Below are 21,500 nucleotides of genomic sequence, written 5' to 3' on the forward strand. Positions count from 1 at the left end.
CAGATTCTCGCCTGATGCCGCTGGGTCCCCGTCAGGCATTCTCGGTCAGCGGCCAGTAGAAATCCGGCGGCAATCCGGCCTCGGCGCGGCGCGCTTCGTCAAAGGGCGGTTTCAGCGGTCCGTGGAAATGGCGCCGAACGAGATCGTGGAAGACGTCCTTCGGGTCGAGGTCATGGCGGCCGCACAGGAAGTGGAACCATTTCGAGCCGTAGGCCACGTGCGCGACTTCCTCGGCGGAAATGATCTCGAGCGCCGCGACGGCGTCGTCCTCTTTTGCCCGACGAAAGATCTCGATCATGCCCGGCGTCACGTCGAGGCCGCGCGCCTCCAGCACCATCGGCACCACCGCGAGCCGGGCCATGAGATCGGCGGCGGTGTCTTCGGCGGCGCGCCACATGCCGGCATGGGCGGGGAGGGCGCCATAATGCGATCCCGCGGCCTCCAGGCAGTCGGCCATCAGGCCGAAATGCTTGGCCTCGTCATCGGCGGCCTGCACCCAATCATCGTAGAACCCCATCGGAAGCGGCGTATCGGTGAACCGCGCGATCACGTCCCAGTGCAGATCGACGGCGTTGAGCTCGATATGCGCGACGGCATGAAGCAGCGCGCGCCGTCCTTCCGGCGAGCCGGGGCGGCGGCGCGGCACGTCGCGCGGGTTCTTCAGCTCCGGCCGATCGGGGCGTGCGGGACGGTCCGGGGGCGCGGCGTGACCGACGGGCAGGGGCGTCCCCACCTCCCGCGCCGCACGCCAGGCATCGGCGTGGCGGCGGGACAGGGCCGCCTTCTCGCGCGGATCGGGGGTGCCGAGCACCTCCACCGCCATGGCCGACAGGGTCGTCACGATGACACGGCCCCGAGAACCTCTTCGATATGGCCGGGCACCTTCACCTTGCCCCAGACCTGCTGCACGATGCCTTGTGGGTCGATCAGAAAGGTCGTGCGCTCGATCCCCATGAAGGTCTTGCCGTACATGTTCTTCTCGACCCAGACGCCGTAATCCTCGCAGGTGGTTCCGTCCTCGTCCGAGGCGAGGATGAGGTTCAACCCATGCTTGGCGGCGAACTTGTCGTGCTTGACGACGCTGTCCTTGGAGACGCCCACGATCACCGCGCCGGCCGCGGCGAAGGCATCTGCGGCTTCGGAGAAGGCGATGCCCTGCTTGGTGCAGCCCGGCGTGTCGTCTTTGGGATAGAAGTACAGCACGACCGTCTTGCCGCGCAGCGCCGACAGCGACACTTCGCCGCCGGTGCCCGCGCCCGCGCCCGCGGGAAGGGTGAAATCGGGGGCGGGATCGCCTGCTTTGACAGGGTTATCGGTCTGGGTGGTCATGGCGGTGCCTCCGGATTGACGTGAGTGGGGTCTTGGAACCCACAGGCTTAACGGTCAAGGTAAACGGGGCCGAAGCTTGGCCCGTTTCCCGTCCACCCGAACGATCACGACGCCCGTCCATGTCCGATCCCGCCCCGCCAGCGCGCGCCCGCCGCAGGCGCCGCCGCGTCGCGGGGGCGCTGATCTGGCTGTTGATCGTCGTCGTGGGTCTTGCGATTGGTACCGGCTGGCGCCTGACGCGCGGGCCGATCGCGCTGCCCGATTGGGCGGTCGCGCGGGTGGAGCAGCGCCTGTCGCGAGGCATGGCGGGTCAGGCGGTGTCGCTGGGACAGGTCGCGCTGGCCTACGATCTCGAGGAACACGCGTTGCGCCTGCGCCTGCGCAATGCGCGGCTGACGCAGAATATGGCGGAGGAGACCATCGACATCGCCCGCCTGCCCGAGGCGCAGGTCGCGCTTGACGGGATGGCGATGCTCCGCGGGCGGCTGCGGCCCCGGCAGGTGGCCGTCGACGGGCTTGCGGTCGATGTGTCGCGCGATGCGGAGGGGCGTCTGTCGCTGGCTTTCGGGTCGGGCGGCGGCGCGTTGCCTTCGAATTGGGAAGAGGCGCTGGAGACACTCGACGCCGCGCTGGCCGCCCCGATCATCGCCGAGCTGGCCGAAGTCGATGTCACCGGCGTCGAGGTTTCCTTTCGCGATGAGGTGACAGGGCTTGCGCAGCGTGTCTCTGACGGTGCGCTCGAATGGCGGCGCGAGGGGGACGCGGCGCGTCTGTCGCTGGCTTTCGCGCTGCCCTTTGCGGGGCGCGACGCGGCGGCGCGGGTGACTCTCTCCCGAAATGGCGGTCGCGGTGGCGGAGGCGCACAGGCGCGGCTTGCGGTCGAGGGCGTCTCGGTCGCCGGTCTGGCCGAAGCGCTGCCCAACGTTCCGGCCCTGTCGCTCGTGCGCGGCGAGATCGGCGCGACCGCCGCGATGACCCTCTCCGAGAACGGTGCGCCGGGCCCCCTGATCGGACGGCTGGAACTGCGCGACGGCGCGATGACGGACCGCCCGGCGCTCGCGCTCGACCGGGCGGTGGTGGCCTTCGACTGGGTTCCCGGAGCGGATCGGATCGGCCTGACCGAGATCGCCGCGTCCGCCGACGACGTCCAGGCCGAGGCGTCGGGGCAGGTCCTGCTCGAGGAGGGTCCGACCGGGCCGATCGTGGTGCAACTTCGCCTCGGGCCGACTGTCCTCGACCCCGAGGGGATGTTCGACCGCCGGGTCGCCTTCGACGAAGGTGTGATCGAGGCGCGCATCACGCAGGACGATCTGGGCCTGCGGATTGGTCAGGCCATGTTGACCGGCCCGTCCGGCACCGTGCGCCTGTCCGGGCGCCTGTCCTATCCGCCCGAGGGAATTGCTGGCACGCTGCGCCTGGCAGTTCCGCGCATGGATCTCGACCAGCTTGTGGCGCTGTGGCCGCCGGACCTGCTGCCGCGCTCACGGGACTGGTTCACGACCAACATCCTCGAGGGGACGGCGGTGGATGCGACCGGTCTCGCCCGGCTGCGCCCCGGCGAGGAGCCGGAGGTTCTGGCGAGCTTCGGCATTGAGCGGGCCCGCTTTCGGTACATGCGCGACATGCCGCCGGCGAATGACGTCTCGGGCTTCGCGCAACTCGATGACAACCGCCTGACGCTGCGGGTGGACCGCGGGACGGTGCCCGCGCAGGGCCCCGACGGAACGGGTGCCGGAGAGATCGACGTGGCGGGAACGGTCTTCGTCATTCCCGACGCCGCCGCCCGCCCCGCCGAAGGGGAGCTGGACCTCGCCGCGCGGGGTGAGATTGGCGACATGCTCACCCTGCTCGACAATCCGCCCTTTCGCCTGCTGGAGCGGCTCGACCGCACGCGGGATCTCGCGCGGGGGCAGGCCGACGCCCGGGTCTCCGTCCGCCTGCCGCTGCGTCCCGACAATGCGCCCGTCGACATCGTGTGGGAGGTGGATGCCCGCCTGATCCGTGCGGTAAGCGACGAGATCGTTCCGGGACGCCTTCTGGCGGGGCGCGACCTGCGCCTTTCCGGCTCGCCCGAGCTGGTGGAGATCGCGGGCGATCTGACGCTCGAAGGTGTACCGTTCACCGGCCGCTGGGCGCAGCCCCTGCCGCCGCCGGCGACCGTGCCCCTCGACCCGGACGCGCCGCCTGAGCCCGCAATCGCCCCGCCGCCCGGACGCGTGACCGGCGTTGCGCGGGTGGATCCCGAGGGCCTGTCGCGTCTGGGCGTCGCGCTTGATGCATTCGAGTTGTCGGGTGCGACGGAGGCGAGCATCGAAGTCGAGCTGGCGCGGGGAAGCCCGCCGCGTCTTCGCATCGAGAGCGATCTGCGCGGCCTTTCGGTCGCGCTGCCGGCGATATCCTGGACCAAGCCGCGCGCCGCCGCCGCGACGCTCGGCGTCGAGGCGATTCTGAGCGACACGCCGGAAATTCCGTCGGTGACGCTCGATGCGCGGGGTCTCGACGCGGCTGGGCGCGTCACCCTGCGGTCCGGGGGCGGGCTTGCGACCGCGCGCTTCGACCGAGTCGAAACCGGGTGGTTTCGCGGCGCTGTCGTGCTGGAGGGGCGCGGGACGGGCGTGGCCCCAGCCATCTCCATCCGTGGCGGAGAGGCCGATCTGCGTCAGGCGCTGCTGCGCGGCGAGGGCGGTGGTGGCGGCGACAGCGCGCCGCTCTCCGTGGCGCTCGATCGTCTGACGATCACCGAGGGGATCGCGCTGACAGATCTGCGCGCGACCCTGCGCGACGGTTCGGGCGAGTTCACCGGGCGCCTCAACGGCGGAACGCCGGTGGCGGGTGTCATCGCGCCCGACGGCGCCGGAACGGCCGTGCAGGTGCGTGGCGACGATGCGGGCGGGGTTCTGCGATCTGCGGGATTGTTCGAGGATGCCCACGGTGGCCGGCTCATCCTGACGCTTCGCCCGACGGGGCAGACGGGCGTGTACCGTGGCGGGGTGCGTATCGCCGAATTGTCGGTCCGCAACGCCCCGGCCCTCGCCTCGCTGCTGCAGGCGCTGTCGGTCGTCGGCATTCTGGAGCAGCTTACGGGTGAGGGGCTCTTTTTCCAGACCGTCGAGAGCGATTTCTTTCTGCGGCCCGACGACATTCTCGTGCGCGAGGCCAGCGCCGTCGGTCCGTCCATGTCGATCACCGCCGACGGGGTCTACGACATCGGGACGAAGCGGCTTGACATGCAGGGGGTCATCTCGCCGATCTACCTCGTCAACGGGCTGTTCGGGGCGCTGTTCGGACAGCGCAACGAAGGCCTGTTTGGCTTCACTTACCGCCTGACCGGCCCCGCGTCGGACCCGTCGGTCGCGGTTAACCCGCTGTCGATCCTGACGCCGGGCGCATTTCGAGAGATCTTCCGCCGCCCGCCTCCAGCCTGATAGGGGGCGGGGCATGAAGCTGTCCGATTTTGATTTCGATCTCCCCGAGGAGCTGATCGCCACGCGACCCGCGCGGCCCCGCTCCTCCGCGCGGCTTCTGGTGTCCGACGGCGATGCGATCACGGATGCGCGGGTGACGGATCTGACGCGTTGGCTGCGGCCGGGCGACCGTTTGGTGCTGAACGACACGAGGGTCATTCCCGCGCGCCTCGAGGGGGAGCGGGTGCGCGAGACGCGCGACGGGTCGGGCCGTGCACGAGTCGAGATGACCCTGACCGCGCCGCAGGCGGACGGAACGTGGCGCGCGCTCGGCCGGCCGCTGAGGAAGATGCGGACGGGGGACCGGATCGAATTCGCCGCCGGACTGACGGCGCGGGTGACGGAGAAGGGCGGGACCGATGTCGCGCTCGCCTTCGATAGCGGCGGCAAGGATCTGCAGGAGGTTCTGCAGGTGGCCGGCCAGATGCCGCTCCCGCCGTATATCGCGGCCAAACGCGCGCCCGACGCGGCGGACCGTGACGATTACCAGACGATCTGGGCGCGTCATGCGGGTGCCGTGGCGGCCCCGACGGCCAGCCTGCACTTCGATGCGCCGCTGCTCGAAGAGTTGAGAACTCACGGTGTCGATTTCACCGAAGTCACGCTGCACGTCGGGGCAGGGACGTTCCTTCCGGTCAAGGTGGAGGACGTGACGACTCACCGGATGCATGCCGAGTGGGGCGAGGTCACCCTCGAGGCCGCGGAAGCCATCGCCCGGACCCGCGCGGCGGGCGGCCGGGTGATTCCGGTCGGCACGACCGCGCTGCGCCTGATCGAGACGGCGGCCCGCGGAGGTGCGATCGCGCCGTTCCGGGGGGAGACCGACATCTTCATCTATCCCGGTTTCGACTTCCGCGTCACCGACGGGCTGATGACCAATTTCCACCTGCCGCAGAGCACGCTTCTGATGCTGGTTTCGGCGTTGATGGGGCAGGATCACATTCTGAAGATCTACGATCATGCCGTGCGCGCGGGTTATCGGTTCTTCAGCTACGGGGATGCGTCGCTTCTGTTGCCTCGCGGCTGATCGCGCGACTTGCGCCACGTCGACGAGTGCGGGGTTTGTTCCGGCGGGTGCAGTGCGCATGCGGTCTGGCATTGGGCGAATCATCCTGCAGATCACCCTGCTGCAGCGGTCTTGCGAAGGGAGATTAGCTCGTCCTAATCCGTGGCTTTGCCGGAATGGCAGGATCGCGGCCGGGATTGCATCGTTTTAACTTGCGTTAACCCTTCCCCGACGGCAAACATAACGCACCGAACACCGACCGGGCACAACGCGGAACGGCCGTTTGAAGGCCGCTTCGGCGCGGTGCCGCTTTTGCGTGTTCGCAGCGCATTTTCGCCATGGACGCGCCCCCCTGCGCGAGCGTAGGCGCAGGCGAAATTCCGTCGCATCCAGAGGCCTCGATGCTCATCGTTATTCGCAATTCCTGGGCGCTGCTCATCGGCATTACGCTGCTGATGATCGGCAACGGCATTCAGGGCACGCTGCTGGGTGTTCGTGGCGCGCTGGAGGGATTCTCCACCGGCGCGATGTCGATCGTCATGTCAGCCTATTTTGCGGGCTTCCTGCTGGGATCTCAGTTCGTTCCCGACCTGATCCGCAAGGTGGGGCATGTCCGTGTCTTCGCGGCGCTCGGCTCGCTCGCCTCGGCGGGGCTCATCCTCTATCCGGCGCTGACGCATCCCGTGGCCTGGGTTGGGCTGCGTCTGCTGCTCGGATTTTGCTTTTGCGGCGTCTACATCGTCAGCGAAAGCTGGCTTAACAACACGACCACGAACGAGACGCGGGGGCGGGCGCTTTCGCTCTATCTCATCGCGCAGATGGTTGGCATCGTCGTCGCACAGGCGATCTTTGCCTGGGGCGATGCGGACGATTACCTCCTGTTCGTGATCGTGTCGGTTCTGGTCAGCCTGGCCTTCGCGCCAATCCTTCTCTCGGCGACGCCGGTGCCGCCGTTTGCCACGTCAAAGCCGATGTCCTTCCGCAAGCTTTACAACACGTCACCGCTCGGCTTCGTGGGGGTCTTCCTGCTGGGGGCGGTGTTTTCGGCGATCTTCGGCATGGCGGGTGTGTTCGGTGCCGCGGCGCAACTGACGCCGGCGCAGATCGCGCTCTTCGTGTCGGCGGTGTATTTCGGCGGGCTGGTGCTGCAATATCCGATCGGATGGGCATCGGATCGGCTGGATCGACGCAAGATGGTGATCGTCGGCTCTGTCTTGGGCGCGGCGGGCTGCGGGCTTGGCCTGACCGGGATCGGCGGGACGACGGGCCTCATGGTCGCGGCTTTCGTAATCGGGGGAATGGCCAATCCGCTCTACGCGCTGCTTCTGGCCTATACGAACGATTATCTCGAAGCCGACGACATGGCCTCGGCTTCGGCCCGGCTGCTCTTCGTCAATGGTCTCGGCGCCATCGGAGGCCCGTTGTTGACGGGTTGGCTGATGGGCGTCATGGGCGCAGGTGGCTTCTTCGTCTTCATCGGCGTGCTGATGATCGCCCTCGCGCTCTACGCGTTCTGGCGGACCTTCCAGCGTGCGGCGCAGAGCACGGACGAGACCGGCGCCTACATCGCCGTCTCGCCGTTGACGATCACGCCGGTCACGATGGAAACCTATGCGGAGGAATACGAGCATTCCTCCGAGGAGGCCGCCGCGGAGGCGGAGGCGAAGGTGGCTGCGGAATGAGGCATGGCACGAACTGGCACCCCGAACACGTGATCCGGTTTTGGGTCGAGGAGGTCGGGCCGGGGGGGTGGTACAACGGCAGCGATGCGCTCGATGCGGAAATCCGCGCCCGGTTCGCCGCACCATGGCGTGCGGCCCGGGCGGGAGGGCTCGACCGTTGGCAGGCGACGCCGCGCGGCGCGCTCGCCTTCTGCATCCTCACCGACCAGTTCCCGCGCAACATGTTCCGCGGCGAGGGCCGGGCCTTTTCCACCGACCGGCTCGCGCGCGGCGCGGCGCGGGCCGCGATTGATGCCGGCTTTGACCGCTCTACAGGCACGCCAGAGCGGCAGTTCTTCTACCTTCCGTTCGAGCATTCGGAGCGGATGGCGGATCAGGATTACGCCCTGCATCTGATCTTGCGGCGCATGAACGACTCCGAACTCGCGCTTCACGCCCGTGCACATCGGTCGATCATCCGGCGGTTCGGGCGGTTTCCGTTTCGCAACGACGCGCTCGGGCGCGGCACCAGCACGGCAGAGCGGGCATGGCTCGAGGCCGGCGGATATGGCGCGGAAGTGCGGCATCTGCGCGGCGCCTGAAGCGGCCCAGCGCCGCACACTCTTCCCCCGCGTCGTTTCGCACGTTAGTTCGATGTCGAACTATTGCACGCGAGAGGTAACTCCATGGCCCAATCCTACGACGTCCTCGTCATCGGCGCAGGCCCCGGCGGCTACGTCGCCGCGATCCGCGCAGCTCAGTTGGGCCTCAAGGTCGCCTGCGTGGAGCGGGAGCATCTTGGCGGGATCTGTCTGAACTGGGGCTGCATCCCGACCAAGGCGATGCTGCGCTCTTCGGAGGTGTTCCACCTGATGCACCGCGCCAAGGAATTCGGGCTGAAGGCCGACGGGATCGATTACGACCTCGATGCGGTGGTCAAGCGGTCGCGCGGCGTGGCCAAACAGCTTTCGGGCGGGATCGGGCACCTGTTCAAGAAGAACAAGGTCACGACCATCATGGGCGACGCGAAGCTTACCGGGAAGGGCAAGGTCACCGTCACCACCGACAAGGGCACCGAGGAGATCGAGGCCAAGAACATCGTGCTGGCAACCGGTGCCCGCGCGCGCAACCTGCCGGGGCTGGAGGCCGATGGCGAGCGGGTTTGGAATTACAAGCACGCCCTGGTCCCTCCGCACATGCCCAAGAAGCTGCTGGTCATCGGCTCGGGCGCCATCGGGATCGAATTCGCAAGCTTCTACAATACCCTCGGCGCCGAGACGACGGTGGTGGAGGTCATGGATCGCATCCTGCCCGTCGAGGACGAGGAAATCTCCAAATTTGCGAAGAAGCAGTTCGAAAAGCAGGGTATGAAGATCCTGCAAAAGGCGATCGTGCAGGGGCTGGACCGTCAGAAGGACAAGGTGATCGCCACGATCGAGTCGAACGGCAAGAAGGCGGAGCATGAGTTCGACACCGTCATCTCCGCCGTCGGCATCGTCGGTAACGTCGAGGGGCTGGGCCTCGAGGAGGCCGGGATCAAGGTCGAGAAGTCGCACGTGATCGTGGACGAATATTGCCGGACCGGTGTCGAGGGTGTCTATGCCATCGGCGATCTCGCCGGCGCACCGTGGCTTGCCCACAAGGCGTCGCATGAGGGCGTCATGGTGGCGGAGCTGATCTCCGGGCGCAACGATGTCCACCCCGTCCGGCCCGAAAGCATCGCCGGCTGCACCTATTGCCAGCCGCAGGTGGCGAGCGTCGGCCTGACCGAGGCGCAGGCCCGTGAGGCGGGGCACGACATCAAGGTCGGGCATTTCCCGTTCATCGGCAACGGCAAGGCCATCGCGCTGGGTGAGCCGGAGGGCATGGTCAAGACGATCTTCGATAAGTCCACCGGGGAGCTTCTGGGGGCGCACATGATCGGGGCCGAGGTGACGGAGCTGATCCAGGGCTATGTTGTGGGCCGCCAGCTTGAGACCACGGAGGAGGATCTGGCGCATACGGTGTTCCCGCACCCGACCCTGTCGGAGATGATGCACGAGAGCGTGCTCGACGCGGACGGCCGGGCGATCCACTTCTGAGGCATCGCATGGCCGACGGTGGCAATTTGAAGGAGATGGTCGGCCGCGGCCGGTCGTAAATTCGATCCTGCCAGAATTGATGCGCCGCCCGATCAACGTTTCGGGCGGCGCTTCGCTGGATGGCCGGGGGCGCAACGCGATCCGCCGGTTTCTCTTCCCGGCGCTTCGTTCGAAACCCATGGCACGGATCCGGCTGATCGGTCATTGAGAGCCACATGGAACGTACGCGTTGGTCCCTCGTCCTGCTCGTCTTCGCCGGCGGCCTGCTGGCGGCGGCGCAGTTCGGCAAGGTGGCGCTGACCCTTGATGCGACGGCGGCGGCTTTCGGGCGGCCGGCCACGGACGTCGCCTTCCTCGTCTCTCTCGTGGGAGGCGTCGGGCTGGTCCTCGGGGCAATGGCGGGAGGTGTCGCGGCGGCATTCGGGCCGGGGCGGACTTTTCTCGTCGGTCTGCTGCTGGGCGGAATGCTGTCGCTCCTGCAGGCTTTGTTGCCCTCCTTCGGCCTGTTCGCCGTGACGCGTGCGGTCGAGGGGCTGGCCCATCTGGCGCTGGTGGTCGGTGGGCCGCCCTTGATGGCGGCCGCGGCGTCGGATCGCGACAGATCCTTGGTCATGGGGCTCTGGGCGGTCTTCTTCGGCGCATCGCTGGGTGTGTCGGCGCAGGTCTTTCCTTGGATACTCGCCGCCGGTGGGCTGCCGCTTTTGCTCGGATTGCACGGAGCGGCGCTTCTGGCGCTGGCCATTCCGCTGTGGTCGCGGGTGCCGCGGGTGGCGATGGCGCCGATGCCGCTTGATCCTGTCGCCGTGCACCGGGAGATCTATGGCGGCATTCGGTACATGGCTCCCGGCCTCGGCTTCGTCTGCTACACGTTCCTCTTTGTTGCTGGCGTGGCGATCCTGCCCGGTGCGCTGGGCCGCCCGGAGTTGGCGACATCGCTGCCGCTCGTGACGCTGACGACGACGCTGGTGGGAGGGGCACTGTGCCGCCGGTTCCCGCCGCATCGCGTCGTCGCGATGGGCTATGCCGGGACGGGGGCGGGCGCGCTCGCGATCGCGCTGAACCTGCCCTTGGGAGCGGAGTTCTGTTTTGCGGCGATGGGGGTGGTTCCGGGGGCGAGCTTTGCGGCCATTGCGGCTTGGAACGTGGGGCCGCGCGACCGCGCCCGTGCGACCGGAGCCATCGCGCAGCTCGGCAATCTGGGCACGGTGACCGGGACGCCGGTTTTCGCCTTCGTCGCCGCACGCGCAGGAGCGGCGGGACTTGTCTGGCTCATTGCGGGGGCGGCGCTGCTGGGTCTGGTTCTGGCCTTGGGGGCGGGGCGACGGGCGGCTGGTGCACAGAAGTCGGAGATGTTACCCGTTCGCTGAATGTTCGCACGGGAATCGGACCGCTACGGATTGTAGCGGCGGCCGACCTTCCTATGTCGAATGGTCAGAGTTTCGCGGGGGCAGCATGGCCGATCAGAAGTTCATCGAGGTGCGCGGCGCGCGCGAGCACAACCTGAAGGGCGTGGATGTCGACATTCCGCGCGACAAGCTGGTGGTCATCACCGGTCTGTCGGGGTCGGGCAAATCGTCGCTGGCCTTCGACACGATCTATGCCGAAGGGCAGCGCCGCTACGTCGAAAGCCTCTCGGCTTATGCGCGCCAGTTCCTCGACATGATGCAGAAGCCGGACGTGGATCACATCTCCGGTCTTTCGCCGGCAATTTCGATCGAGCAGAAAACGACGTCGAAGAATCCGCGCTCCACGGTCGGCACCGTGACCGAGATCTACGATTACATGCGTCTGCTCTTTGCGCGCGCGGGCACGCCCTATTCGCCCGCCACCGGCGAGCCGATCACCGCTCAGCAGGTGCAGGACATGGTCGATCGTGTCATGGCGATGGAGGAGGGCATGCGCGGCTATCTGCTGGCGCCCATCGTGCGCGACCGCAAGGGCGAATATCGCAAGGAGATGCTGGAGCTGCGCAAGCAGGGATTCCAGCGGGTGAAGGTCGACGGGGAATTTCACGATCTCGACAACCCGCCCGAGCTCGACAAGAAATTCCGCCATGACATCGACGTGGTCGTCGACCGCATCGTGGTGCGCGAAGGGCTGGAGACGCGGCTGGCCGACAGCTTCCGCACCGCGCTCGATCTGGCCGACGGCATCGCCATTCTGGAGACTGCGCCGAAGGAGGGGGAATCCGAGCGGATCACCTTCTCCGAAAAGTTCGCCTGCCCCGTTTCCGGCTTTACCATCCCGGAAATCGAGCCGCGGCTGTTTTCCTTCAACGCACCCTTCGGGGCCTGCCCTGTCTGTGACGGACTGGGGGCGGAGCTGTTCTTCGACGAGCGGCTGATCGTGCCGGACGTGACGGTCTCGCTGGCCAAGGGCGCATTGGAGCCGTGGAACAAGGGCAAGTCCCCGTATTTTCTCCAGACCATCGACTCCATCGCCGCACATTACGAATTCGACAAGAAGACAGCTTGGAAGGACCTGCCGGAGGAGATCCAGGAGGTGTTCCTGCGCGGCTCCGGCAGCGAGAAGATCAAGTTCCGCTATGACGAGGGCGGGCGCGTCTACGAGGTTTCGCGCGTCTTCGAGGGCGTGATCCCGAACATGGAGCGCCGCTACCGCGAAACCGAGAGCGCTTGGGTGCGGGAGGAGTTCGAGCGGTTCCATAACAGCCGTCCTTGCGGCGCCTGTGGTGGTTTCCGCCTGCGACCCGAGGCGCTGGCCGTCAAGATCGGCAAGCTGCATGTGGGCGAGGTCGTGCAGATGTCCATCGCCGAGGCGCTCGCTTGGTGCGATGCGGTGCCGGGGCAATTGTCGCGCCAGAACAACGAGATCGCCCGCGCCATTCTCAAGGAGATTCGGGAGCGGCTGGGCTTTCTCAACAATGTCGGGCTGCAATACCTGACCTTGAGCCGGAACGCCGGGACTTTGTCGGGCGGGGAGAGTCAGCGTATTCGTCTGGCGTCCCAGATCGGCAGCGGTCTCACGGGCGTGCTTTATGTGCTGGATGAGCCGTCGATCGGTCTGCACCAGCGTGATAACGACCGGCTGCTGACGACGCTCAAGAACCTGCGCGACCAAGGCAACACCGTCATCGTGGTCGAGCATGACGAGGAGGCGATCCGCGAGGCGGATTACGTTTTCGATATCGGGCCGGGTGCGGGTGTTCACGGCGGCAAGGTCGTCGCCCACGGCACGCCGCCGGAGCTGGAGTCGAATCCCGCATCGGTCACCGGCGATTACCTCGCGGGGCGCAAGGCGATCGGGGTGCCGGACAAGCGCCGGAAGGGCACTAAGAAGAAGGTTCAGGTGGTCAAGGCGACTGGCAACAACCTCAAGGGCATCACCGTCGACTATCCTCTGGGGAAGTTCGTTGCCGTGACCGGGGTGTCCGGTGGCGGTAAGTCGACGCTCACGATCGAGACGCTGTTCAAGACGGCCTCCATGAAGCTCAACGGCGCGCGCCAGACGCCTGCGCCGTGTGAGACGGTCAAGGGGCTGGAGCATCTCGACAAGGTCATCGACATCGATCAGCGGCCAATCGGACGCACTCCGCGGTCGAATCCGGCCACCTATGTCGGCGCGTTCACTCCGATCCGCGACTGGTTCGCCGGGCTTCCGGAGTCGAAGGCGCGCGGCTACAAGCCGGGCCGCTTCAGCTTCAACGTCAAGGGCGGCCGTTGCGAAGCCTGCCAAGGCGACGGCGTCATCAAGATCGAGATGCACTTCCTGCCCGACGTCTATGTCGAGTGCGAGACGTGCAAGGGAAAACGCTACAACCGCGAGACGCTGGAGGTTCTCTTCAAGGGCAAGTCCATCGCCGACGTTCTCGACATGACGGTCGAGGATGCGCAGGAGTTCTTCAAGGCGGTGCCGTCGATCCGCGAGAAGATGGATGCGTTGATGCGCGTCGGCCTCGGCTACGTCAAGGTGGGCCAGCAGGCGACGACGCTGTCGGGGGGCGAGGCGCAGCGGGTCAAGCTGTCGAAGGAGTTATCGAAGCGTTCGACGGGGCGCACGCTTTACATTCTCGATGAGCCGACGACGGGCCTGCATTTCGAGGATGTCCGCAAGCTTCTGGAAGTGCTGCACGAGCTGGTGGATCAAGGGAATTCAGTCGTCGTCATCGAACACAATCTCGACGTGGTAAAGACCGCCGACCATGTGATCGATATCGGGCCGGAAGGCGGAGACGGGGGCGGTGAGGTGGTCGCGACGGGCACGCCCGAGCAGATCGCCGAGATCCCAGACAGCCACACCGGACAATACCTCAAGCCGCTGCTAGCGGCACGCAAGGTTGCGGCTGAGTAGGCGCGGATGACCGGCAGTACGTCGAGGAGGGTGGAGTTATCCTTGACGCGTTGGTGGGATTAGACGGTTCGGTGGGTTGCTCGGAACAGGTCGAGGTTTCTCGTTCTTGGGCCCCTTGGGCCGTTCGGACGACGTTGAAGTTTGGCCGATCCGACGCTTGAGCATGTGGACGTTTTTGTGATCGGTTCAGGTGCGGCGTTTACCTTTTGTGAACGTCTTCTTCGGAATACTGCGACTGGCCCGAGGCCGGCACGTCCGGCACCGCATCATCAGGAGTCGTCGCCATGAAACGCACGCTTTTCACTGCGGCCTTCTTCGCGATCTGGTCCTCCTTGCCGGCGCAGTCGGGTTCGCCGGCTTGGACAGGATCGGCCGTATGTCTTCTGCCGCTGCACCCCACCGCGCTCGTCTGAGGCCCGACGGTCAGTTACCGTGCCTCCGTGTCGATCACGTCCATGATGATCCGTCCGTCTATCATGACTCGCATCAGCAGGTTCTCGACTTCGGCAAAAGCCTCTCCCGGCATCAGAGGCGGAACGTCTTCGCGGTCCGCGGGATCGAGCGGTACGTCCTCGTCAAGGCGGTCACCGATATTGTATGCCTGACTGGCCAATCCTGCCGTCGGCACGCAACGCGGATCATCGGCGGGAACGTCGGGAGGGCAATCATAATCCTGCGCGACTGCAGGAGCTCCGACCAGTAACAGGGCTGCGATAAGAGTGCGGGTCATGTGGTTCTCCGTTTCCAGAGAAACGACGCGACCCCCGTCTCCGGTTCCGGCCACAGAACTTGAGCACAACCGACTTATTCCAGGTTAATCGCGTCGACGGCCCAAACCGCCGGGTAACCGCTTCGGTAGGGCCGCACGAGGGCCGGATCGCGGCTATACCCAACCCGATGACGGCGACGCACCGCTTCAACTAACGTCCACCTGGAGCCGCTCCAAGCCGTGGAAATGGTAGATGTTCGCGTATCGCGGGGGCTCGACCACACGCAAATCGGGGCAGCGTTGCGCGAGGATGCGGAGTGCTTCGAGCAGTTCCAACCGCGCGAGCGGCGCGCCGAGGCAGAAGTGCAAGCCGGCGCCAAAACTGACCGATGCGGGCGCTGCGGGGTACCTGTCGGGGATGAACCGGGCCGGGTCGGAGTAAACATCCGGATCGCGATTGGCAGCGGCAAGTAGCAGACCGACACGATCGCCCCGCGCGAATTGATGACCGTGGGCCTCCACGTCTTCCATGGCGAAGCGTGTGAACAGGTGCAGGGGCGGATCGTGACGTAAAACCTCCTCGACCAGATTCGGTGTGACTTCTGCGCCCCACAGATCGGCGGCGCAGAGGCCTGCGACGCCGTTTCCAAGGGTGTGGACCGTCGCCTCATGTCCTGCATTGAGCAGCAGGATACAGGTCGCGCATGTTTCGTCGCGCGACAGCTTGTTCTCGGCCTCAACCGCAAGAAGTTGTGCGATCAGACCGTTTGGCGCAGGCGCGCGGAACATGTCCGTCAGGTAGGAGGTGAATTCGGCCGCCGCGCGTGCCGCGGCGACCTCATCGGCATGGGTGCGGCGGGCCTGATACATGCCGACCATCGCGTTCGACCAGGCGAGCAGCGACGGCGCGTCGGCTTCGGGCACGCCGAGCAGGCGGGCGATGACGCGAACGGGAAGGGGTCGGGCGAAAGCGTCCAGCAGGTCGAACGGCTCTGACGGAAACGCATCGACCAGTTCATGGGCCAATGCGGCGATCTCCGGGCCGAGCGCGGCAATGCGGCGCGACGTGAAGGCGCGAAGAACCTGCGCCCGCAAACGGGTGTGCCGGGGTGGCTCAAGTTCCAGCATGGAGTGGTTCTCGACCGCCCAGAAGTCCGCCTGATGGGCAGGCCGATCCGGTGGAACCGGATCCTCTCGCCCGAAGCGGCGATCGCGCAGGAGCGCTGAGACGGTGGCGTGATCAGCGGCCATCGGCATTGCATAGTCGCTCCAAAATGCGAGCGGTCCTGCGGCGCGTAGGCGATCGTAGAACGGGTAGGGATCCTGCACAAAGGCAGGATCCGAGGGTAACTGACTGAGCTGCTGCATCGTCGGTTGGTCAGGATTCCGAGAGGGCGCGCATGATGGGCACGAAGTCATCGGCCTTCAGGCTGGCGCCGCCGACCAGCGCACCGTTCACATTGGCCAGCGCGAAGAGCTCCGCCGCATTCGCCGCCTTGACTGAGCCGCCGTAAAGCAGCGCCATATCAGGACCAAGCCGTTCGCGAAGCGCGTTATGAACTTCGGCTACCTGATCCGGAGTGGCCGTCTTGCCGGTCCCGATGGCCCAGACGGGCTCATATGCGATGACGGTGTTTTCGGCGTTCGCTCCCTCGGGGACGGATCCGTCGAGCTGTGCCATGAGGCGGTCGAGAGTCGCGCCCGCTTCGCGTTCCTCAAGGGTCTCTCCGATGCACAGGATGGCGGTGAGGCCCGCATCCCAGGCAGCTTCTGTCTGCGCGCGAACATCGGCATCGGTTTCGCGGTGATCGGCGCGGCGTTCGGAATGGCCGGTAATGCACCAGGTTGCGCCGGCATCGGCCAGCATCGGTGCGGAAACGTCTCCGGTGTGCGCGCCCGAACCCGCCGGATGGCAATATTGGCCGCCAAGCGTCACGCCCGCGTCGCCCATGCGCGCGAGCAGCGTCGCGGGCGGACAGATCACCGTGGCACAATCGAGGCCTTCGGATGCGGCGCCGATGGCGATCGCCTCCGGCATCGCATCCGACAGGCCGTTCATCTTCCAGTTTCCAGCAGCGATCTTGCGGGGCATGAGGCTTCCTCGTGTTAGGTCCTGCGCAGACATAGCACGAGGAAGCAGCGGGCCTACAGGCCCATGCGGTTAGCGCGAGATGTTACCGTTGCAGGCCAGTCGGAGAAGACGCCGACGGCGCCGGCATTCTGCGCCAGCACGTCGCGCAGTGCGAATGTGATGCCGTTATTGCCGGTCATGTCGGAGATCGATTGGTCGTGCCGGCCGCCGCCGTCGGAAAGTCGTTCCGACCGCTCCAGCGACTATGCGATAAGGTTCAGCCCCGGGGTGCACGCCTCTTTATCATGAATTTAAGTAACAATTTCAACATTTTCGGCAGTGACTAGCATCCATAGGGGAGGCGTAGGGTAGTTGATGTCCACATCCGCCGGTCCTCGCATTGTAGGCTTGAGGGTTGTGGCATTCAGTGGGTCGCTCTCGCCCTCATCGTCGTCGAACGTCTCGTAGCGGTCGTCGAGATAGACGGCCTGCGCCCAGATATCGGAGGCAGGGATGCGCGGCGGCCTTGTACTTGTCGATCAGCTTCTGTGCGCAATCATTCCTGCCGGAGCACTCCTGCGGCATCTCAACGACCGGATACCTGTGTTCATGCGCAAACTTTGCGCCAAGTTCGGGAAAGAGTTCGATGGACACGGCGTGGTCAGCAGCGTCGAACCGCCAGTATAGACGTCGGTGCCGTAGTTTGCGATGTCGCCACTCACGTGCGCCTCGACTGTGCCGGCCGTCAAATCGGCCGTATCCATCTTTGGCTTGAGGGTCCGAGCTGATCGAGCGTGATCTCCGACGTCTGGGAATTTGCCGTGGCTGGTATCCGGCGCCCACAGGCGTGAATGGTGTCGCGCAGGTTCCGGCGAGGTCGATCAGCAGGGTATCGGTCGTCGTAAATATATCGTTCTGCACATGGCGGCGGACCAGTTCTTGATCGGCCGTGGACATCACGTCAAATTCTAGGACGCCCGCCCCATCCGTGCGGCGGTATTATTCGACACGTCCGTATTTCGGGGAACATCAACGGCGCACCGCAACGGCCGACGCTAAGGTCGGTACGAGCGGGGGGCTGGGGGAGACAGGACTTCCGAGGTCGCTCTTCCCCATCCGATCCACGAGCGAAGCCGAGCGGGGGTCGTAGGTCGACATTTCTGCCGTGGTAGGGGCGGCGATTGCACAAGCCAGCGCGAGGTAGTGTAGCGCAGTCCGGGGATCGTCTTCTCTGGATCAGGACATCCGCAAATTCGCGATGCTGCATTACGGTTCGGTCACAAACTCATGACATCTCAACGACGGATGCACGGGAGACCGCGCAGTTCTGGGGGGAGAATCATGCGGTGAGGGACCAGGGTTCATCAAGTACGCCCACCGTTGAAGGCTCAGCGAGAGGTTACGGCGCAGTTCAGCCCAAGGTCTCGTCGAACTTGATCGATTCGCCGCAACCGCAGGCCTCAACCACGTTCGGGTTGCGGAACCGGAAGCCGGATTCGAGCAGCGACGTCTCGTAGTCGATCTCCGTCCCGAAAAGGAACATCTGCGCCATCGGGGCGATCAGAACGCGTGCGCCCGTGCCATCGGGTGCCGCGACCTCGACGACCTCGTCATTGGTCTCGACCTCGGCGACGTAATCCATCGTGTATTCCATTCCCGCGCAGCCGCCCTTCTTCACGCCGATGCGCAAACCGGCGGCGTCCTGCTTCGCCATCAGACGCGCGATTTGCGCGGCCGCGGCGGGGGTCACGGTGACGGGAGACTGACCTGGAATGGCAAACATGATGCGACCTCCTTGGACGACCTAGTTAGGCACGGCCGCGCGAACCCTCAAGAGGCGCGGCGCATTGATGCCGCGAACGCCGAAGCGGTCAGGCCGCCTCCGCCGCGACCGCCTGCGGGAAGATCGGATGCTCGGGCGCATCCTCTATCTCGCCGGCGCGGCGGATCATGTCCTCCCGAACGACGCAGGCCACTTCCCACGAGGTATTCGGATCCCTGCAGGGCACGAAGAACCAGACGTCGATGCCGAACACGTCCTGCCCGGCGACGCTGACCTTGGCACTGCTGCGGTCGCCAAGTTCTTCTCCGAGATCGGTGTCATCAAGCCGGTCCAGCACTTCCGTGAAAATTTCCCGGAGGCGTTCGACATCCGCGCGGGGGTCGAGCTTGAATTTCAGGATCCGCGTCATGGCGGGATCGGTGATCGACCAGTTCGAGAAGGTTTCCGAGATGAACTCCTCGACCGGAACGATCAGGCGTGTCCCGTCCCAGCCGCGAAGCTGGACGAAGGTCATGTTGATCCGTTCCACATGCGCAAGAACGTCCTTGTAGACGACGCGATCGCCGACGCGGGCCGATTGGTTTAGCGCGATCTGAAGGGACGCGATCACGTTGCCCAGAAGGCTGCGCGCGGCAAAACCGGCAATCAGCGTCAACACGCCCGCCGAGGCGAGCAGCGACAGGCCGAGGCTGCGGAAGATGTCGGCGGACGCCATAACGAAGCCCACGCCGATCAGGAACACGACGACGACGAGAATGCGCTTGCCCGCGTTCAGTTTCGTGGCCAGCGTCCGGCTCTCATCGCGTTCGCGCCTGGTCAGGTCGATATCTTCGCCGGGCGAGATCAGTTCGTCGAGAAGCACCTCCACGACATTCACGATCAGCAGCAGAAGGGCAGTGACGTAGCCAGTGACGATGATGGGGCTGAGAAAAAGGTCGATCCGGCCCGAGAAGATGAAGATGTAGCGCGTGGACAGCCATAGCAGCACCGTGACCGAAACGATCACGAGCGGAGAGGCGACCGCCTGAATGACCGCGCCCGCGATGCGCCCGGGGAAGGCTCGACCGATGCGCTTGACAAGACGGTTGACGGTGAAGCCCACGGCAAAGGCTGTCAGGATCATCAGCGGCAGGCCGATCAACTCCCACCACATCAAGTCCCAGAACGCCTTGTTGCGCAAAGCTTGGGGAAGCGCGGCTTCGAACGCGGTCGGCCCGTGCCGCTCGTATAGTGCGGGAATATCCTCGACCGTGGATCGGGGAAACACCCAGACCGGATCCGCGTTCAAAGGCTTCAGGCGGTCGAGCCGGATTTCCGCCGGAACGGGTTCCAGTTCCAGGTCGCGCAACAGGATTGATCGGCGCGGCTCCCCGGCCTGTGCGGCCTGATCGCCGCCCGTCACCTGCAACGCGTCGGGCCGCGACAGGAGTTGCGACCAGTCGAAGACCACGCGGCGTTCGAGGACCGTGTAAAGCTGTGCGGCCAGAATGGCGCCGCGCTCGCGCTGCGCCTCGGGCGAAAGGCCACGGAGGTCGAGGAGATGTGCAGCCGCGTCCCACTCGCCGACCTCGGCGGCCCGCAGCAGCGTCTCGATCGTGGCACGAGGAGAGCGGCGGTCGACGATGTCGGGCGGCGAACCCAGCCCTGCGTTCAACCTCTCGATCTCGAAAAAACCCTCCTCCTGCGCCGCGGCGGGCATGGCGAAGGCGAGAAAGGAAAGCAGAATGGCTAGGAACATCTGGCGGTGCGGCATGTTGTCCGAACGCCGCACCGGTTGATCAGGTTCCTGTGCCGGTTACATGAAGCCCAATTCGAGCCTTGCCTCGTCGGACATCATCTCCATCCCCCAAGGCGGCTCGAACGTCATGTCGACATCTACCGTCTTCACGCCCGGCACGGCGGCGACGGCATCGGCCACCCAGCCCGGCATCTCACCCGCGACCGGGCAGCCCGGCGCGGTGAGCGTCATGATGATGCGGGTGTCGCCTTCTTCGCCGATATCGATCGTATAGATCAGACCGAGGTCGAAGATGTTCACCGGAATTTCCGGATCGAACACCGAGCGGCAGGCATCCACCACAGGCTCGTGCAACGGGTGGTCGGTCGTCGACGGTGCGATGAGAGGGGCACCTTCAAGGCGCTCGGGTGTCGCGTCGTTCATGGATCGGGTCCCGCTATTCTGTCGACTGAAAAGATAGGGATTGCCGGCCGGAGGGTAAAGGGGGTACGCCGTACGCACCCCCGATGATATCAGAAGCGCCAGTTGACATTGAGGCCGACGGTCGTGGCGTCGCCATCGACGTCCACGCCGCTTGAGGTGCCGTCGAAGTCGTCGAACTCGTGGTAATTCGCCTCGATCCCGAGCGTGACGTTCTGAGTGACGAAACGCTCGTAGCCGGCGCCGAGGAAATAGCCGTCCGCATCGCCCGCATTGTCGGTCTCGACCATAGCATAGCCGCCGTGGCCGTAGAACATGTTTGCACCACGCACGACCCCTGCGCGCGCACCGACGCGCAGCACGTTCTCGAGCGAGATGCCGGCGCCCGCACCGTCAAGCTCCAGGTCGATATCACCGTCGTCGTACTGCACGAAGCCGCCGACGATGCCGGGCCGGAAGGCGAAATCGTAGCCGAAGCGAAGGCCGACCATGCCGCCGTCGCCATCGAGATCGAGATCGCCTCCGGTATCGGCGTCAACGTAGTTCGCCTCCGCGCCGACATAGAAACCGGTGAAGTCGTAGACCGGCGCGGCGGGGGCGGCGGTGAATACGGGCGCGGGTTCGACGGGCGCGGGTGCCATGTTTCCTGCCAGCGCCGGCGTCGCGGCGAGCGGAAGAACGAGGAAGGGGATGAAGCGTTTCATGTCTGGTCCTTCGTTTGTCGCCCCCAGTTCCCGGGGGGCGGGGCGTAGATGATCCGCGGCGCAGGAAAGTTCCCCGGGCTTGTCCATCAGGTCGGGCGGCGATGCGGCAATCCGCGCAGCCACGATCACGGACCGGCATAAGACCCCCCAAGCCGCCGGATTTCCCGACTGCCTTTCTACAAGGTATCCGCACCGGTCCATCACATCCCGGGCTGGCGCCCGG

The 21,500-nt window shown here is 65.7% G+C and carries 20 protein-coding genes; 10 read left to right on the forward strand and 10 right to left on the reverse strand.

Annotated features, from left to right (window positions below):
• Positions 1-31 precede the first annotated feature (31 nt).
• The gene (locus JSE7799_RS13845) at positions 32-823 is read right to left on the reverse strand and encodes a ferritin-like domain-containing protein (RefSeq protein WP_055664139.1); all 792 of its coding nucleotides are present in this window, start codon (positions 821-823) and stop codon (positions 32-34) included.
• A gap of 14 nt (positions 824-837) precedes the next feature.
• Positions 838-1,329 carry a peroxiredoxin gene (locus tag JSE7799_RS13850; protein WP_055664140.1) on the reverse strand — a complete coding sequence of 164 codons (492 nt, stop codon included), beginning with the start codon at positions 1,327-1,329 and terminating at the stop codon, positions 838-840.
• A 119-nt stretch (positions 1,330-1,448) separates the two neighbouring features.
• Between JSE7799_RS13850 and JSE7799_RS13855 the strand changes: the two genes are divergently transcribed.
• The 9 genes from JSE7799_RS13855 (at position 1,449) to JSE7799_RS22055 (ending at position 14,265) form a co-directional block, all read left to right on the forward strand.
• A complete protein-coding gene (locus JSE7799_RS13855; RefSeq protein ID WP_055664141.1) occupies positions 1,449-4,754 on the forward strand; it encodes a YhdP family protein in 3,306 nt (1,101 codons plus the stop codon).
• Positions 4,755-4,767: 13 nt separating this feature from the next.
• On the forward strand, positions 4,768-5,820 hold the full coding sequence (gene queA / locus JSE7799_RS13860) for a tRNA preQ1(34) S-adenosylmethionine ribosyltransferase-isomerase QueA (protein ID WP_055664142.1): 1,053 nt from the start codon (positions 4,768-4,770) through the stop codon (positions 5,818-5,820).
• A gap of 380 nt (positions 5,821-6,200) precedes the next feature.
• Positions 6,201-7,481, forward strand: coding sequence for an MFS transporter (locus JSE7799_RS13865; RefSeq protein WP_055664143.1), 1,281 nt, complete (start codon positions 6,201-6,203; stop codon positions 7,479-7,481).
• Complete coding sequence (locus JSE7799_RS13870; protein ID WP_055664144.1) at positions 7,478-8,062, forward strand: DUF924 family protein; 585 nt, start codon at positions 7,478-7,480, stop codon at positions 8,060-8,062. Before JSE7799_RS13865 ends, JSE7799_RS13870 begins: the two co-directional genes overlap by 4 nt.
• An 84-nt stretch (positions 8,063-8,146) precedes the next feature.
• Positions 8,147-9,541, forward strand: coding sequence for a dihydrolipoyl dehydrogenase (gene lpdA, locus JSE7799_RS13875; RefSeq protein WP_055664145.1), 1,395 nt, complete (start codon positions 8,147-8,149; stop codon positions 9,539-9,541).
• A 79-nt stretch (positions 9,542-9,620) separates the two neighbouring features.
• Positions 9,621-9,749, forward strand: a complete 129-nt coding sequence (locus JSE7799_RS22050; RefSeq protein ID WP_275934901.1) for a hypothetical protein — start codon at positions 9,621-9,623, stop codon at positions 9,747-9,749.
• 7 nt (positions 9,750-9,756) lie between these two features.
• A complete protein-coding gene (locus tag JSE7799_RS13880) occupies positions 9,757-10,908 on the forward strand; it encodes an MFS transporter (protein WP_055664146.1) in 1,152 nt (383 codons plus the stop codon).
• A gap of 85 nt (positions 10,909-10,993) precedes the next feature.
• A complete protein-coding gene (gene uvrA, locus JSE7799_RS13885; protein ID WP_055664147.1) occupies positions 10,994-13,852 on the forward strand; it encodes an excinuclease ABC subunit UvrA in 2,859 nt (952 codons plus the stop codon).
• Positions 13,853-14,136: 284 nt separating this feature from the next.
• Positions 14,137-14,265 (forward strand): hypothetical protein, encoded by a 129-nt coding sequence (locus JSE7799_RS22055; protein WP_275934902.1) that lies wholly within the window; start codon positions 14,137-14,139, stop codon positions 14,263-14,265.
• Between the two features lie 14 nt (positions 14,266-14,279).
• On the opposite strand, the gene JSE7799_RS13890 is transcribed toward JSE7799_RS22055, so the two are convergent.
• The 4 genes from JSE7799_RS13890 to JSE7799_RS22060 form a co-directional block, all read right to left on the reverse strand.
• Positions 14,280-14,582 carry a hypothetical protein gene (locus tag JSE7799_RS13890; RefSeq protein ID WP_055664148.1) on the reverse strand — a complete coding sequence of 101 codons (303 nt, stop codon included), beginning with the start codon at positions 14,580-14,582 and terminating at the stop codon, positions 14,280-14,282.
• Between the two features lie 186 nt (positions 14,583-14,768).
• Complete coding sequence (locus tag JSE7799_RS13895; protein WP_055664149.1) at positions 14,769-15,929, reverse strand: cytochrome P450; 1,161 nt, start codon at positions 15,927-15,929, stop codon at positions 14,769-14,771.
• A gap of 10 nt (positions 15,930-15,939) precedes the next feature.
• Complete coding sequence (gene tpiA / locus JSE7799_RS13900) at positions 15,940-16,653, reverse strand: triose-phosphate isomerase (RefSeq protein WP_083480599.1); 714 nt, start codon at positions 16,651-16,653, stop codon at positions 15,940-15,942.
• Positions 16,654-16,706: 53 nt separating this feature from the next.
• Entirely contained in the window at positions 16,707-16,832 is a 126-nt protein-coding gene (locus JSE7799_RS22060) for a hypothetical protein (RefSeq protein WP_275934903.1), read from the reverse strand.
• 313 nt (positions 16,833-17,145) lie between these two features.
• On the opposite strand from JSE7799_RS22060, the gene JSE7799_RS21870 reads away from it, so the two are divergent.
• Positions 17,146-17,319, forward strand: a complete 174-nt coding sequence (locus JSE7799_RS21870) for a hypothetical protein (protein ID WP_245624894.1) — start codon at positions 17,146-17,148, stop codon at positions 17,317-17,319.
• A 724-nt stretch (positions 17,320-18,043) separates the two neighbouring features.
• On the opposite strand, the gene JSE7799_RS13905 is transcribed toward JSE7799_RS21870, so the two are convergent.
• The 4 genes from JSE7799_RS13905 to JSE7799_RS13920 all read right to left on the reverse strand — a co-directional run bounded on the left by JSE7799_RS13905 (position 18,044) and on the right by JSE7799_RS13920 (position 21,277).
• Positions 18,044-18,415, reverse strand: coding sequence for a HesB/IscA family protein (locus JSE7799_RS13905; RefSeq protein WP_055664151.1), 372 nt, complete (start codon positions 18,413-18,415; stop codon positions 18,044-18,046).
• Between the two features lie 88 nt (positions 18,416-18,503).
• Positions 18,504-20,168, reverse strand: coding sequence for a mechanosensitive ion channel family protein (locus JSE7799_RS13910; protein WP_055664152.1), 1,665 nt, complete (start codon positions 20,166-20,168; stop codon positions 18,504-18,506).
• Between the two features lie 42 nt (positions 20,169-20,210).
• The gene (locus JSE7799_RS13915) at positions 20,211-20,576 is read right to left on the reverse strand and encodes an SUF system Fe-S cluster assembly protein (RefSeq protein ID WP_055664153.1); all 366 of its coding nucleotides are present in this window, start codon (positions 20,574-20,576) and stop codon (positions 20,211-20,213) included.
• Positions 20,577-20,665: 89 nt separating this feature from the next.
• Entirely contained in the window at positions 20,666-21,277 is a 612-nt protein-coding gene (locus JSE7799_RS13920; RefSeq protein WP_055664154.1) for an outer membrane protein, read from the reverse strand.
• Between the last annotated feature and the right edge of the window lie 223 nt (positions 21,278-21,500).

This window comes from Jannaschia seosinensis (genome assembly GCF_001408515.1).
Lineage (GTDB): Bacteria > Pseudomonadota > Alphaproteobacteria > Rhodobacterales > Rhodobacteraceae > Jannaschia > Jannaschia seosinensis.